Origin of the sequence: Hymenobacter plasmatis, from assembly GCF_020711255.1 — a bacterium.
In the GTDB taxonomy this organism is placed as follows: domain Bacteria; phylum Bacteroidota; class Bacteroidia; order Cytophagales; family Hymenobacteraceae; genus Hymenobacter.
Map to the genome: position 1 here is coordinate 14,901 of NZ_JAJFAW010000013.1, position 15,888 is coordinate 30,788.

A 15,888-nucleotide genomic window follows, 5' to 3' on the forward strand; every position below is an offset into this window, starting at 1 on the left:
TTCGCCTCTCAGCCCAAGCAACTGTTTGGCGCCGCGCGGCATCAGTTGTACCCGGGGCGTAACTTGGTCGGGTCCTTTGCTTCTGCTGTTTGCTGCTTTATGTTGGTGTCTGCGTTTCGTCTGGTTGTGTTTGCCTTACTGCTGAGCGGGTTGCCGGGGTTGAGCTACGCGGGCATCATCAAGGGCACCGTGAAGGGGGCCAACCAGGATGGGCTGGCCTTTGCCAACGTGGCCGTGCGCGGCGCCGCCACCAGCACCGGCGCCAACGAGCAGGGCCAGTTTCAGCTGCGGCTGCCGGCCGGGCAGTACGAGCTGGTGTTTCAGTACGTGGGCTACCGGCCCCAAATCCAGCCGGTGCGCGTGCTCGGCGGCGATACCGTGGTGGTGCTCAACGTAACGCTGCAGCCCGAGGCCTACAACCTGGGCGAAGTGCTGGTGAAATCCACCGACCGCGACCCGGCCTACGCCATCATTCAGCAGGCGCAGCAGTGGCGGGCCTACCACCGGCGCGAGGTGGCGGCCTACCGCGCCCGCATCTACATCAAGAGCCTGCTCCGCGTAAACGACACGCCGGCCAAAATCATGGGCCTGTTCAAGGTGGGGCCGGATATCAAGAAAGGCATTCTTTACCTCTCCGAAAGCCTGTCGGACATCAGCTTTACCCAGCCCAACGTCATCAAGGAGCGCATGATTTCGAGCCGGGTGAGCGGCGATTCGCGGGGCCTGAGCTTCAACCGAGCCAGCGCGGGCCGCAACTTGGGCTTCTACGAAAACCTGATTAAAATCCCCTTCTCGGAGCGCGGCTTCGTGTCGCCCATCGCAGCCAACGCCATGCTGTTCTACAAGTACGAGCTGGTGGGCAGCACCCCGCAGGGGGGCGCGGTGGTGCACAAAATCCGGGTGATTCCGCGCCGCCGCACCGACCCCGTTTTTTCGGGCTTCATCTACATCGTCGACAATTCCTGGCGCATTCACTCCGTTGATTTGAGCCTGGACAAAGAGGCCCACATCGACTTCGTCGATGTGCTTCACCTGGCCCAACAATACGTGCCCGCTCCGGACAATCACAACGTCTGGCTCATCCAGTCGCAGCAGATACGGGCTAACCTGTCGGGCATGGGTTTCAAAGGCACCGGCTACATCACAGCCGTGCTGTCCAACTACGCCAACGTGGTGCCCACCTACCCCACGCCGCCCGCGGCCACCGCCCCGCCTGTGGTGGCCGAGGCGAAAGAAGCCGCCGTGGGCCAGGAAACCGCCGCCCAAATCCGCAAGCGCAAGCCCGACCTGCGCGGCCTGAGCGCCCAGGTGCGCAAGCAGGTGAAGCGCGCCCAGCGCGACTCGCTGAAAAACGACCCATTTGCCCAGATGCCGCGCGGCGAGGTGCAGCTCATCGAGAAAGGCGTGAACGAGCGCGACTCCAGCTACTGGGACCAAGTGCGCCCCGTGCCACTCACGGCCGAGGAGAAAAAGGACTACCGCGTGAAGGACAGCACGGAGGTCATCCGCAAGTCGCGCCCCTACCAGGACTCGCTCGATAAAAAGCGCAACGAGTTCGAGCCTATAAACTTGGTTATCGGGGGCTATACTCACCTCAATACCTTCCGGAAGCAGTCGGTGACCGTGCAGCCGCTGGCCCAGATATTCCAGTACAACACCGTGGAGGGCGCGGTGCTCAACGCCCAGGCCGTCTTCAGCCAGCGCACCGACGACCGCCGCTACTTCACCCTCACGCCCACGCTGCGCTACGGCTTCAGCAGCCAGCAGCTCAACCCCAGCTTGGTGGCCACCTGGCAGCTACACCCGGCCAAGCTCAAGCAATTCAGCCTGGCCGCGGGCCGCACCGTCGAGAACTTCGACCGCAACTCGCAGCTCACGCCGGCCATCAACACGCTGTACACGCTCTACGCTAACCGCAACTACGCCAAGCTCTACCGCCGCGACGGCGCCGAGCTTACCTACCTCACCGAGCCGATAAATGGGCTCAACCTCCGCGCCACCGCCGCTTACTTCGACCGCCACGAGCTGTTCAACACCACCGAGCGCCTCGTGCGGGACGTGCGCGGCCGCGCCTTCACGCCCAACCGGCCCGTGAGCGAAGAGCTGCCCGATACCGGCTTTGGCCGCAGCCAGGTGCTCACCGTGGGGCTCTCGCTCGATTACAAGCCTGGCCAGCGCTACATCAGCCGGCCCGATGGCAAGTTCAACCTCGGCTCGAAGTGGCCCACTTTCAACGTGCAGGGCCGCCTGGCCGTGCCCCACGTGCTGGGGGCCGACGTGCGCTACCTGCTGCTGCAAGCCGGCGTGCGCGACAACCTGCCGCTGGGCCTGCTGGGCACCAGCAGCTTCCGCGTGAGCGTGGGCGGCTTCGTGGGCCGGGAGGTGGGCCTCACTTTCGCCGACTACCGGCACTTCTCCGGCAACCAAACCATTCTGGCCGGCAACTTCAGCAACTTCCAGCTGCTGGACTACTACCGCTTCAGCACCAAGAATACCTACCTGGAGGCCCACTACGACCACCACTTCAACGGCTTCATCTTCAACAAAGTCCCGCTGCTGCGCCAGCTCAAGTGGCAGGAAGTAGCCTCGCTCAACTACCTCACTACGGCCCAGGCCGGGCACTACGTGGAGCTGGGAGTGGGCGTCGAGCACATCCTGAAAGTGCTGCGCGTCGATTTCTACACCGCTCTGCAAAGCGGCCAGCGGCTGGGCACCGGCGTGCGCGTCGGGTTTGGGTTTTAAGGCCTGAGCTTCCTGGCCCAAGGTTGCTTCTCCTTCGGGCGGGTCAGGCGCGGTTTACAAGGCTTTCTCCGATTTGTATTTATTGATAAGCCGGAGCAGGACCCCATTGGTCCAGCCGAAGCCGTCTTGCAGGGGGTACTCGCCACCGCCGGCTTTCAGGTGCGGGTCTACCACGTTGTATTTCTCCATCAGCTTGCCCGTTTGCTGAAACACCCCGCTGTTCAGGTCAATCCAGCGGGTGCCGATGGTGCGGGCCAGGCCCGACTGATGGTACCGCTCCAGGCCGTCGATGGCCATGGACTGCAGCGGCGCCCAGGCATTGGGGGCGTCCCACTGCTGGCCGCTGCGGCTGCGGGTGGTGGCCAGGCCGCCGGGCTTCAGGAAGTTCTGCTGCAGGCCCTTGCCCACCGCAGCGGCCTGAGGCGGGGTGGCAATGCCGAACTTCAGCGGGTACACGCCGGCCAGGGTTTGAAGGGCCGAGCGCTGCCCCCGGCGTAGGTTGTAGTCGACAAACCAGCCGGCTTTGGCATCCCAGCAATACGCCAGGATGGCTTTTTTGCGGTTTTGGGCCTTGGTGAGAAACGCATTGGCCCGCGCCGGGTTGCCCTGTTGCTGGTAGGTTTTGGCAATCGTGTTTTCGAGGTTGTAGAGCAGGCAGTTCAAATCGACGGGCACCATGTCGGTGGTTTGGATGCTGCCCAGCTGGCCATCGGGCCCAAACCAGCGGGTACTGAAATCCCAGCCCGAAGCGGCGGCGGCGCGGATGTTGCGGTAAAATTGAGCTGGCGTTTGCTTGCTCAGCTTGGCGGCGGCTACGTCCTCGGCGTAAGATTCTTCGCGGGGCTGGTCGCTGGTGTCGTAGTAGCGGTTGAGCAGCTCGCCGTGGGGCATCCGCACGGCCCGGAGCCGGGCGGTGCCGGGCTTCAGGGCTTCGGCGCCGCGCATCCAGTAGGCGTATTCGCGCAGCAGCTGCGGCTGGTAGCGCAGCAGCGTTTTAGGCGTGCCCTCCTGTTCGGCTAGTAGGCCCACCATCAAGGCGAAGAACGGGGGCTGCGAGCGGGTGAGGTAGTAGGTGCGGGTGCCGTTGGGAATGAAGCCGTAGGTGTCGAGCAGGTACGCGAAGTTGTCGACCATGTCCCGAATGACGGTGGTGCGATGGCTCTCGGCCAGCCCCAGCATGGTGAAGTACGAGTCCCAGTAATACACCTCGCGGAAGCGCCCGCCGGGCACGATGTAAGGCCGGGGCAGCGGCAGCAGCGACGAGCCCACCTGCCGAACGGAATCGGGCCGCCGCTGCAGTACGGTCCAGAGGGTATCGAGGTGATGGCGCAGGCCGGCCGTTACCTCGCTGTGGTACTGGCCACCGGCCGGGGCAGGCGGCGTAAAGTGCGCGGCCACAAATGCTTTTAGGTCGAAGCCGGGCGTGTCCTTTTGCTGGGCGTAGGCCCGCAATATTTCCGCCGCGGGCTCTTTGGCCACAGCGTCCACGAAGGTTTTGTTGTCGGGATACACGCGGCCGAGCTGCACGGCCTCGAACAGGCCCGGGAAAAGCTGGCGGGGCGAGGGCGGCAGCGTTTGGGCGGCGGCTAAGCCCGATAGAGCGAGGAGGACCGCGAGGAAGAGCTTGCGCATGGGAAAGCGTTAGTTGTCGGTTGCTAGTTGTCGGTTGTTGGGGTGGCTTTCGGCGTGGGGAACCTCACCCCCGGCCCCTCTCCAAAAGAGAGGGGCCTGACGTGAAGCAATTGAGTCGGTAGGCCTCTGCTGAATTGAGTGAAAGCTTGAGCCGTGGCTCCCCTCTCTTTTGGAGAGGGGCCGGGGGTGAGGTTCCAATATGCCTACCGGCCCACGGAATAGGTCTTGCGCTGCACGCCCACGCCCGTAATCTTCACCGATTGCCAGCCCGTGGGCAGGGTGGTTTTGCTTTGGGTGATGCCCGCGGGCGTGATGTTCAGCCCCCCGAAGCCCATGAGCACGGCCTGCAGCACGCCGCCCGCGCCGGTGGCGAAGTAGGGATTGGTGCCGCCCTTGGTTTCGGCGATGACGCGGAAGGGCGGCAGCAGGTTGGGCTCGTAGGCGTCTTTAAACCACAGCTTGGCCTTGTCGCCGTTGCCGAGGCGGGCGTAGAGCAGGGAGAAAATGGCCTGCGTCATGGCCGGGGTGCCTTCGTTGGGGATGCGGGTTTCGTAGTAGGCCAGGTCTTTCTTGATTTGGGCCGGGGCCGTCACGATGCTGAGTGGGTAGGCCAGCAGGTTCACGTCGCCTTGCTTGATGCCTTCGCCCTTGTACGTGGCGTGCTCCTGGGTCACGCCGTCGGCCATTTTGAGGATGGGGATGTTGCGGGCCACCAGCTGCCAGTCGGGGTCGGCGGGCAGGCCCAGCAGCTTGGCGGCCGCGGCGGCCGCTTGCAGGTTGGCCTGGGCCGCGCCGTTGGTGAAGGCGTCGTTGTCAATGTTTTCGGCCCACTCGTCGGCCGCCACCACGTTCTTGATGTCGTAGTGGCCGGGCCCGTTGCGCTCCACGCGGCTGGCCCAGAAGTCGGCCGTGGCCGAGAGCAGGGGCCAGCCCTTCTCGCGCAGCCAGGCCTTGTCCTGCGTCACGCAGTAGTACTGCCAGGCGGCCAGGCCCACGCAGGCCGTGATGTGGTGCTCAAATGGCCCGCTCAGGGCCCACACCGGCGTTTCTTCTACGCCCGAGTCGGCGCTTTCCCACGGGAACATGGCGCCCTTGTAGCCGTGGGCGAAGGCGTTGTGCCGGGCCGGCTCCAGGCGCCGGAAGCGGTACTCCACCAGCGACTTTGCAATCTCGGGGTGCAGCACCAGCAGCGCCGGGAACATCCACAAATCGGCGTCCCAGAAGACGTGGCCGTTGTAGCCCAGGCCCGAGAGGCCCATGGGCGAAGGCGAATACTCGGTGCCCGCCCGCGAGAAGCTGTAGAGGTGGTAGAGCATGCTGTGCACGTCCTGCTGGGCCTGGGCATCGCCGGCAATCTGAATGTCGCTCTTCCACAAGTCGTCCCAGGCTTTGGCGTGGAAGGCGAGCAGGCGCTCGCGGCCTTCGAGCCTAGCAAAAATGGTCATGCGCTCGGCCTCGTTCAGGGGGTCGGGGTGGTGGGCCGAGGTAATGGACGAGCCCGCCACGGCGTAAGCGTAGGTCTGCCCCGCCTTCAGCGCCTTGCTGAACTTCATCAGGTGCATGTTGCTGTCCCACATTTCGTGGATGACCCGCGGCTCCTGCCCGTGCACCTCGTTGAACAAGAAGCTGGTGGAGGCGCACAGCTGCAGCTTGCCGGTGCTACTCTGGGCCGACGACGTGAGCAAGCTGAGCGTGGCGTGCGGCCGGTCGATTTCGTTGTAGTAGTTCTGCACGTCGCGCAGGGCATCGGGCGCGTCCATCACGCTGGCGGCGGTGAGGGCCACGTCTTTTTTGGCCGTGATGGCCACGTCCAGCAGCACCGTGAAGGGCAGGTGGCGCAGGGCGTAGTACGTGTACTTGATGGTGGCCTTGTCGGCGTAGTCGAAGGTGGTGGTGAGCGCGCCGTGGCGCATGTCCAGCTCCTGGCGGAAGTTGGTGGCGTCCTTGCCCGAGAGCCGGCGGCCGTCCACTTCCAGGTACATGTTCAGCAGGTTAAAGCTGTTGAGAAAATTGCTCACCCGGCCCCGGCCGTACTGGTCGTAGGCGCCGGCCAGCACCACGCTCTTCACCTGAAATGGCTCCGGCGACGACACAATGCCCAGCATGCCGTTGGCCACGGTGGCGCCGTAGTAGTTGCGCGGGTCCACCTTATCGGCGGCAATGCGCCAGGGGTCGGGCGCTTGAGCGGCGGCCGGGGTTGCCGGCGCCACCCACAGTAGCGTTAGGACGCTTATAAGGAATTTCAACTTCTCGGGTTTAGCTAGCAACATGTAAGAGAGTATGGAAGAAGCAGGCGACCCGCCTACTAATAAAGTTGGCCTATGAAACAAGAGGCAGAACTTGAAGAAGCATCTCTGCCGCTTTGCTGCAGCAAAGCAAGTTTCCCACCACTCATGGCAGAGACACTTCAACAAGTTTGATGGGGATGAATATTAGCGCAGCGGCAGCACCAGCGCCTGCCAGGGCAGCAGGGCCAGCGTGGAGCCAGCCGCGAAGGTGGGGTAATTATTGAGCCAGGGCGCGCCGCCTAGTGTGAGCCCGGTGGGCAGGGTCCAGTCGCGCTTTTCGGACGTGAAGTTGAGCACCACCAGCACCTTGTCGTTGCCCTGCGTGCGGGTGTAGGCGTAGACGTTGGGGTTGGCCGCGTCCAGCAGCTGGTACTGCCCGTACACCAGCACCTTGTGCTGCCGGCGCAGGGCCGTGGCCTTGCGGAAGTAGTTGAGAATGGAATTGGGGTCTTTCTCTTCGGCCGCCGCGTTTATCTGGGCGTAGTTGGGGTTGATGGTCAGCCAAGGCTTGCCGGTGGTGAAGCCGGCGTTGGCCGTGGCATCCCACTGGAAGGGCGTGCGGCCGTTGTCGCGGGCCGTAAGCTGCTGGGCCGCCAGAAACTTCGTCAGGTCGCCGCCCTCGCCCTTCAGCTGGGCGTACATGTTGCGGGTTTCGATGTCCTGGTAGTCTTTGATGTTGGTAAAGCGGATGTTGGTCATGCCCAGCTCGTCGCCGCCGTAGTAGTAGGGCGTGCCGCGCATGGTGAGCAGAAACGTGGTGAGCAGCTTGGACGACGGCGCGCGGAATTCGGGCCGGTCGTCGCCCCAGCGCGTGGTCATGCGGGGCTGGTCGTGGTTGCCGAGGTACACGGTGCCCCAGCCCGTGCGGGCAAAAATGCTGTCCCACTTCGTGTACACCCGCTTAAAGTCGAGCAGGCTGTAGCGGCCGGGCGTGCGCATCCGGTACTTATTGCCGGGTACCAGTCCCACGCCCATGCCTTCGAAATGATAAAGCATGTTGAGCTCTTTGCGGGCGGGGTCCACAAACTGCAGGGCGTCGGCCTGCGTTACGCCCGCGCCTTCGGCCACACTCATCACGTCGTACTTGCTCAGGGCCTCGCGGTTCATCTCCTGCAGGTACTCGTGCAGGTGCGGGCCGTTGGCGTAGTAGCGACCGAAGTCGCCGTGGTATTGGGCTGGCAGGGGTGGAAACGTGGTGTCCTTGGAGATGAACGGAATCACGTCCATCCGAAAGCCGTCGATGCCTTTGTCGAACCAAAAGCGCATCATGCTGTAAATCTCCTCACGCAGCTTGGGGTTTTCCCAGTTCAGGTCGGGCTGCTTGCGCGAGAAGTAGTGCAGGTAATAGGCCTTGGTGGCGGGGTCGTAGGCCCAGGCGTCGCCCTTCACGTCGAAAAAGCTCTGGCGCTTGTTGGGGGTGCCTTTTTCGGCGGGCCACCAGTGGTAGTAGTCGCGGTATGGGTTGGTGCGCGAGCTGCGTGCCTGCTTAAACCACTCGTGCTCGTCGCTGCTGTGGTTCACCACCAGGTCGAGCACCACTTTCAGTCCGCGCTGGTGCATGCCTTTCAGCAGCTCGTCGAAGTCCTGCATGGTGCCAAAATCCTTCATGATGGCGCGGTAGTCCGAGATGTCGTAGCCGTTGTCGTCGTTGGGCGAGCCGAAGATGGGGTTGAGCCAAATCACATTCACGCCCAGGCTCTTGATGTAGTCGAGCCGGGAGATGAGGCCGCGCAGGTCGCCCACGCCGTCGCCGTTGCTGTCCTGGTAGCTGCGCGGGTACACCTGGTACACCACCGCTTCTTTCCACCAGGTTTCGTTTTGGTTGGCCGCGGCCGCCGGCTTGGTGGCTTCTGTAGCCGCCGGGCCGGCCTGAGCTGTTTCTGTTTTTTGTTGGCTCCCACCGCAGCCAGCCAGGGCCAGGAGCAGGGCTGCCGAGAGGGTTTTCGCTGCGTTTCTCATCACGGGAAAAGTAAAGGGCATCGCCGGGCCAAATGAAAACGGGCCGCTGGTTGCTGCTCCTTAGCAGCCGCCAACGGCCCGTTTTCGCTATACCGGCAGGGCCTGCGTTAGTAGCCGGGGTTCTGCTTGATGTTCGAGTTTACGTCGGCCTGACTCTGCGGAATGGGATAAATCAGGTACTTCGGGGCGCTCTGGGGCTTGTCTTTACGGGCCTGCAGGAACTTGCCGAACCGGATGAGGTCCTGCCGCCGCCACGACTCGCCGTACAGCTCCCGGCCGCGCTCGTCGAGCAGCACGTCGAGGGTGAGCGCCGTCAGCGGGCTGGCGCCGCGCGAAGGGTGGGTGCGCAGCGTGTTCACGATGGCCAGCGGCGTGGCGCCGTAGGTGCCGGCGCTGGTGGGCGTGGCACCGCGCAGAATGGCTTCGGCTTTCATCAGCAGCACGTCGGCCAGGCGGAAGGACACGTGGTCGTTGTCGGCGCCGTTGCCGCCTTTCAGCTCGCTGGCGTAGTCGACGGGGTACTTCAGGGGTCGTATGCCCTTGGATTCGAGGTCGGTGCCGGTTTCGAGGAGGTTGATGTCCTTGGTAAAGGCCAGCGGAGCCCCGCCGCGCGTGGTGAGCGGTGCGTCGGTAATCAGGTTGTACTGCTGGCCCGCGAGGAAGCCCACGTTCACGCGCCGGCCCGGGTTAGGCGGGCCGCCGGGCGAGTCGTAGGCGACGCCCCGGCGCTTGTCGGTGGCCTCAAACAGGTCGTAGAACTCGGCCGTGGTGGCCGGGCCGTTGTAGCCGTCCACGGGCCGCATGCTATAGTGCGACACAAACTTCCAGAAGTCGCGCGTGGGGCCGCTGTTGCCAAAGGAGTTGGCCTGGGTGAAGATGTTTTCCAGGCCAATGGCCGTGTTGTTGGGCGCGAAGTTGTCGAAGTAGTTGGGCGTGAAGGAGTACTTGCCGCTGCTGATTACTTCGTCGGCCAGCTTCACTACCTGGTTCATGTCGGCCACGTCGAAGGTCGGGGCCGCGCGGTTGGCGTACACGCCCTTGTTGAGGTAGCACTTCATCAGTAGTACCCGGGCGGCGTCTTTGTTGGCGCGGCTGGCGGGGCCATCGGGCAGGTCCTTCTGAATGGCGGTGATTTCGCTGATGATGTAGGTGAGCGCCTCGGTGCCTTTGCGCACCTTGGCCAGCTCGCCCAGGCTGCCGCCCGGCTCCCGGTACAGCACCTGGTCGTAGAGGTCGAGCAACAGGAACTCAGCCCAGGCCCGCAGAAACCGCGACTCGGCGGCCTGCTGGGCCGTGGGCGAGAAGCGCAGCAAGTCGGTGGAGGAGTACTCGATGCCTTCGAGCTGGGTGAAAGTTTCGCGCACCCGCTCGTTGTTGCCGTCCCAGGTGTGGTTGAAGAGGGCGCGCCACTTGCCGTTGTCGTCCCAGTCGGGCCCGCGGGTGGGCATGATGCGGGCATCGGTGGATACCTCTTCGAGGGCAAACACGCTCACACAGCCCTGAATGGGGTCGCGCTGCGCGTTGTAGACGCCCTGCAGCAGGGCGGCCGGGTCGCCTTTCGGAATCTGGTCTTCGGTGAGCTGGCCGTTCAGGGTCTCGTTAATCGAGCAGCCCGTGGTGCCTTGCAGCAGCGCCAGCACGGCCGTTGCCCAGGCAAACTTTGAATATCTCATGGGGGGAAGCATGTAGGATTTAGAGAGAGAAGTTCACGCCGAACGTGAAGGTGCGGGCGCTGGGGTAGGGCAGGTAGTCGATGCCCACCGAAGGCACCTGGTTGGCGCCGCGCTTCACCGTGTTGATTTCCGGGTCAAACCCGGAGTAGTTCGTAATCACGAACAGGTTCTGGCCCGTGGCGTAAATCCGGGCGCCCTTCATGAAGGTGCCCACGTTGCCGAAGCTGTACGCCAGCGTCAGGTTGGACAGTTTCAGGTAGTCGCCCTTTTCCAGGTAGCGCGTGGTGGCTGCCGAGGCGTTGCCGAGGGCTTCTTTGATGGGGTTCTCGAAGGTGGAGAGGGCAATGTTCTTGCCGGCGCCAATCTGGCCCACGTTGCCCACGGCATTGAGCGTGTTGTTGTAGATGTACTGGCCAAAGACGCCGGTCATGTTCGCCACGAGGGAGAGCTTGCCGTAGCGGGCGTTGGCGGCCAGGCCCAGCAGCGTGCGGGGGTTGGGGCTGCCGGCGTACCCAATGGCGCCGAACGTATTAGACAAGCCTTTCTCACTGAGGCCATTGTACTGGGGCAGGAAGAAGGCGTTGATGGGGTAGCCGTTCTGGATACTCTGCGACAGTGCCCCCGACAGGCCCTGCCCGTTGATGGCACCGGTGGGGATGCTGGCGCCGGTCAGGCCCGACACTTCGTTGCGCACGAAGGTGGCGTTGGCGTTCAGGCCAATCTCCACTTTCTCGTTGGTAACCAGGGTGGCACCCAGGGCCATTTCCACGCCCTTGTTCACAATCTTACCGTCGAGGTTCACCCAGTAGATGGCCTGTACCGGCGGCGCGGGCTGGCCGGGCAGCGAGGGAAACAGCAGGTCGGTGGTGGTCTTGTTGAAGTAGTCGGCCGTGAAGGTGAGGCGGTTGTTGAAAGCCCCGATGTCGATGCCCACGTTATACTGCGCATCGGCCTGCCACTTCAAGTTGGGGTTCGGGCCGTTGATGGGGGCCTGAGCGCCGTTGTTGTCCAGCGAGAAGCGGTATTGTGCCGCGCCGGCCGGAAACTCCTGGTTGCCCGTGCGGCCGTAGCCGGCCCGCAGCTTGAGTTGGCTGAGCTTCTCGGCAGGGAAGAAAGCCTCCTGGCCCAGGTCCCAGGCCGCGGCAAACGACGGGAAGTAGCCGACCCGCTCATTGGGGCCAAACTTGCTGCTTTCGTCGCGGCGCAGCGTGCCGGTCAGCACGTAGCGGTCTTTGAAATTCAGAATGGCCCGGCCAAACACCGACTGCAGCTGCGACGACGGGTCGACGAACGACGACACCTGGCGGTTTACCGAGCTGGAGTACTGAATGTAGTTGGTGTAGTCGAGGCCAAAGTTGCCAAAACCGCCCGCGTCGGCGTTGCCGTAGGCATTCACGTTGGAGCCGGAATTGGAGAACTTCGTGTACTCGTAGCCCAGTACGGCGTTCAGGTTCAGGCTGGAAGTCAGCGCCTTGTTGAAGTTCAGGGTGTGGGCGATTTGCTGGGTCACCAGCTCGTTGTTGCTGATGGCGGCAAAGCCCTGCTTCTCGATGCCGGGGTAGTTTATCAGGCGCTGGTCGATGGAGGTGCGTCGCTCGCCGCTGTTGTAATTCACGCTCAGCAGCATGCGGTACTGGAGCCAGTCGGTGAACTTATACGAGGGCGCGATGCTGGCCAGCACGGTGTTCACCCGCGAGTTGTCGTTGAACAGCTCCTGGGCCGCCAGCGGGTTCACCACGTCGCCGCTCTGGATAAAGAGCGAGCCGTCGGCGTTGCGAAGGGGCTGGGTGGGGTTCCACTGCAGGGCCTGCCCGATGAGGCTGCCCCGGAAACCGGCGTCGGTGGTAATCGGGGGCAGCTCCTCACGGAACTGGCTGGTGGCAATGTTCACGTCCACGCCCAGCTTCTTGCTTTCCAGAAACTGCAGGTTGGTGCTCAGGTTGGCGCTGTACTTCTTAAAGCCGCTTTTGCGCACAATGCCGTCCTGGTCGAGGTAGCCCAACGAGAGGCGGTAGCGGCCGGTTTCGCCGCCCCCGCTCATGGCCACGTTGTAGTTCTGCAGGCGGCCGGTGCGCAGAATTTCCTTGAGGGCGTCTACGTCGCCGCCCTTGTCGTTGGTGGCCGGGGCGCCGTAGTACGTGATGGCCTGCCGGTACTGGCTGGCGTTGAGGAAAGCCGGCCGGCGAAGCAGGGTCGAGAAGCCATTGGATACGCCCACGTTGAGCACCGGAGCGCCCGCTTTGCCTTTCTTGGTGGTGATGAGCACCACACCGTACGCGGCCCGCGAGCCGTAAATGGCGGTGGCCGAGGCGTCTTTGAGCACCGTCAAGGACTCCACGTCGTCGGGGTTGAGGAAGTTGAGCGGGTTGCTGTCGGCACCGGTGCCCACGTCGCCGGAAGCTACCAGGCCGGGCCGGGCCGTGCGGCCGTCGAGCGGCACGCCGTCCACTACGTACAGAGGCTGGCCGGTGCCCGTCACGGCCGAGTTGCCCCGGATGCGGATGGTGGCCGGCCCGCCGGGCTGGCCGCTGTTGTTGCTCACCTGCACGCCTGATACGCGGCCCTGAATCAATTGGTCAGGCGACGTAAAGGTGCCTTTGTTGAAATCCTTCTCACCAATCACCGCAACGGCGCCGGTTACGTCCTGCTTGCGGGCGGTGCCGTAGCCCACCACCACGACCTCGCTCAGGCCCTGGGCATCTTCCTTCAGCGCTACCTGCACCGAGGTTTTGCCTGTGATGTCGACCTGCTGCGTGGCGTAGCCAACAAACGAAAACGACAGTGCCGTCGCGGTTTCGGGCACCTGCAGCGTAAAGGCGCCGTCGGCCCCGGTGCTGGTGCCTACCGTAGTGCCGGGCACGAGCACGGTTACCCCGGGCAAGCCCGTGGAATTAGCGTCGGTCACCTTGCCGGAAACCGCCCGATTGGTCTGCGCCTGCCCCAGCAAGGGGCATAAAATAGCCAGGATGGCCAACGCCAGCAGCCGAAGCCGTGGCATGAGCCGGAGCAGGCCAACGGGGGAAGCTGGCTGCTCGTGGTTTTTGTACCAGTCGTTACTCATAAGTGAAAAAAAGTGGTGGGATAAAAGAGTATGGTGAAAAAGAGCTTTTGAGGATTAAGCCAAGGGCCCCAAACGATTGCAGGGCAGAGTTGAGCTGCTTAAGGAGTTTCTGGCAGCAGTTGAGCTACCAGAGCTGTTGTGGGTGGCTACCCAGCCTTTGGGATTCGTCTGGAACTTTGCTGCCGACCAGCGCTGCGTTCCAGAATCAAGAGTTGTGGGACTTCGCTGCTAAACCTGGCCGAGATTGGTAAAGCCTTGATGCCCTAGGAAACTGCGACTTACCTATGCAAAGCCGAGGGCCGTTTTCCACAAGCCCCAATCGGCAGTAAAGAAGGACTCGACTAAAGACAGCTGGCTCACCAGACATTAAGAGAAGGAGTAGCGTCTTGACTCCTGCATCTCGTGTTCATATCGCAAACGTTTGCGGTCTATGCAGTTTTAGGTTTGGCAAATGAATCGGCCTGCGTAGTCGGATGAAAACCAGCATTGCCAATCTGCCAAAAAATATTAATTGTTATTTGCAGTAAAATGCAAATAATCAATAATTTGTCTCTGGCTCTCAAACAAAAAATATCAGTCAATTATTACAGGTAATATTTCCTGACTTGCTTGCTCATTCCTTCTTTTGAATATTCCAGCTCAACTCTGCCACCGCCGGAGATGGCCGGTGCTGCTGGGCTGTAAGCGCCGGGCTGCTGGCGCTCCATGCTATTCACCACACCTGTAAATTGAAAGTCTGCGCTCCCGCTTTTCTCGCTGCTGCCTCTCTGCCCCCGGCCGTGGCGTCGCCAGTCATTTCCAGATTAGCTTGGTTACTTGGGCTGTGCTGCCTGCTGCTTCGGGCCGCGCCCTGCCAGGCCAGCGACGGCAAAACCGACAGCCTGCTGCGGGTACTCGACCAGACCCTGGCCCGCCAGCCCATCTACGACCAGCAACGGCTCAACCGGCTGGCCGTGCTGAAAGCAGAGCTCCGGTCCCGGCGGAGCGATGAGGCCGCCAGCTTTGACCTGGCTCTGTTTATCTGCGACGAATACCAGGAGTTCAAGTACGACTCGGCCTTTGCCTACAGCCTGATGCTGGGCAAGCTGGCCCGGCGGCTGCACAGCCCCGAAAAACTGCAAACCGCGCGTACCAAGCTGGCGCATACCCTGCGCTCGGCCGGGTTATTTAAGGATGCGTTCGATACGCTGAAGGTTATCAACGTGCAGCGGCTGGAGCCGCGCTACCAGGCCGAGTTCTACGAAGTGTATAGCATCGTCTGCATTGAGCTGGCCGCCTACGACCAAGACAGCTACTTCGAGCCGCTGTATAAAGCTCAGGCCTACGCCTATGCCGATTCGGCGGCCCGCAAGGAGCCCAGCGGCTCCTACGTGCATCTCAAGCAGCTGATATTTAAGGCACGACAGCGAAACGACCTGCAAGCCGGTGCGGCGGCCTACGCCCGACTGCTACGCCTGCCCCTCACGCCGCACCAGGTGGCCGTCAATGCCAGTTCGCTGGCCATTATATACCAGCAGGCCGGCCAGCCCGATAAGGCCGCGCAGCTGATGACTGTGGCGGCCATCAACGACATTAAATCGGCCACGAAGGAGGGCATCGCGCTGTTCAATGTGTCGTCGTACTGCTACCGGCACGGCGACCTGCCGCGGGCGTACCGCTACATCACGGCGGCGAAGGAAGCGGCGGTATTCTTCCGTGCCCGGCAGCGTTTGCTGGAGATGTCGCCCATTGCCGCGCGCATCGACGGCGAGAAAATCATTTCCGTGGAGCACCAGCGCCAGCAGGCCCGCAATTATGCCTGGGCCATTGGGCTGATGGCGGCGCTGGTACTCGGCCTGGCTGTGGTTATCTACCTGCAGCTGCGACGGTTGCGGATAGCCGGCCGGCTGTTGGCCGCCACCAACCAGCGGCTGCACGGCAACAACAACAAGCTGCAGGAGCTCAACAGTACCCAGCAGCAGCTCAACGACCAGCTGCAGGCGCTCAACCGCAACCTGAACGAGGCCAACCACATCAAAGAAGAGTACATCGGCTACTACTTCAGCAATGCCTCGCGCTACGTCAACCAGCTGGAAGCCCTCCAAAACAAGCTAAGCACCTTGCTAAAAACCAAACAGGTAGCCACCGCGCAACGCCTGGTGGAAGACATTGACATCAAAGCGGAGCGCATCGATTTGTTCAAACGGTTTGATACCGGCTTCATCCGGTTGTTTCCCGGCTTCGTCGCCGATTTCAACGCCCTTTTTCCGGAAGCCGACCGCATCGTTTTGCCAGACGACCAATTGCTTACCACCGAGCTGCGCATTTTCGCTCTGATTCGCCTGGGTATTACTGATAGCGAACAGATTAGCCGCATATTGGGCTACTCCATTCACACGGTATACGCATATAAAACCAAGGTGAAAAACCGCTCCTTTGTGCCCAACGAAGCTTTTGAAGCTAAGGTGCTGGCGATATAGCTGCCGCTTCTGCAGTAGCAGGCATTAGCCTTCAAATGGCTTTGCGAAAGGCCGGTGATGTACTGCTTGAAGGA

At 62.4% G+C, this 15,888-nt stretch carries 7 protein-coding genes; 2 read left to right on the forward strand and 5 right to left on the reverse strand.

From position 1 onward, the window contains the following. Positions 1–105 precede the first annotated feature (105 nt). Positions 106–2,742 carry a DUF5686 and carboxypeptidase regulatory-like domain-containing protein gene (locus LJ738_RS11010; RefSeq protein ID WP_227786372.1) on the forward strand — a complete coding sequence of 879 codons (2,637 nt, stop codon included), beginning with the start codon at positions 106–108 and terminating at the stop codon, positions 2,740–2,742. Between the two features lie 54 nt (positions 2,743–2,796). On the opposite strand, the gene treF is transcribed toward LJ738_RS11010, so the two are convergent. The 5 genes from treF to LJ738_RS11035 form a co-directional block, all read right to left on the reverse strand. Next, a complete protein-coding gene (gene treF / locus LJ738_RS11015; RefSeq protein WP_227786373.1) occupies positions 2,797–4,374 on the reverse strand; it encodes an alpha,alpha-trehalase TreF in 1,578 nt (525 codons plus the stop codon). A 203-nt stretch (positions 4,375–4,577) separates the two neighbouring features. Further along, positions 4,578–6,620 carry a kojibiose hydrolase gene (locus LJ738_RS11020; protein WP_227786374.1) on the reverse strand — a complete coding sequence of 681 codons (2,043 nt, stop codon included), beginning with the start codon at positions 6,618–6,620 and terminating at the stop codon, positions 4,578–4,580. A gap of 186 nt (positions 6,621–6,806) precedes the next feature. After that, on the reverse strand, positions 6,807–8,621 hold the full coding sequence (locus tag LJ738_RS11025) for a glycoside hydrolase family 13 protein (protein WP_227786375.1): 1,815 nt from the start codon (positions 8,619–8,621) through the stop codon (positions 6,807–6,809). A 107-nt stretch (positions 8,622–8,728) separates the two neighbouring features. Then, positions 8,729–10,294: a RagB/SusD family nutrient uptake outer membrane protein gene (locus tag LJ738_RS11030; RefSeq protein ID WP_227786376.1), complete on the reverse strand. Its 1,566-nt coding sequence runs from the start codon at positions 10,292–10,294 to the stop codon at positions 8,729–8,731. 19 nt (positions 10,295–10,313) lie between these two features. Continuing rightward, positions 10,314–13,355 carry a SusC/RagA family TonB-linked outer membrane protein gene (locus tag LJ738_RS11035; RefSeq protein WP_227786377.1) on the reverse strand — a complete coding sequence of 1,014 codons (3,042 nt, stop codon included), beginning with the start codon at positions 13,353–13,355 and terminating at the stop codon, positions 10,314–10,316. Positions 13,356–14,083: 728 nt separating this feature from the next. Between LJ738_RS11035 and susR the strand changes: the two genes are divergently transcribed. Further along, the gene (gene susR, locus LJ738_RS11040; RefSeq protein ID WP_227786378.1) at positions 14,084–15,814 is read left to right on the forward strand and encodes a SusR family glycan utilization regulator; all 1,731 of its coding nucleotides are present in this window, start codon (positions 14,084–14,086) and stop codon (positions 15,812–15,814) included. Positions 15,815–15,888 lie beyond the last annotated feature (74 nt).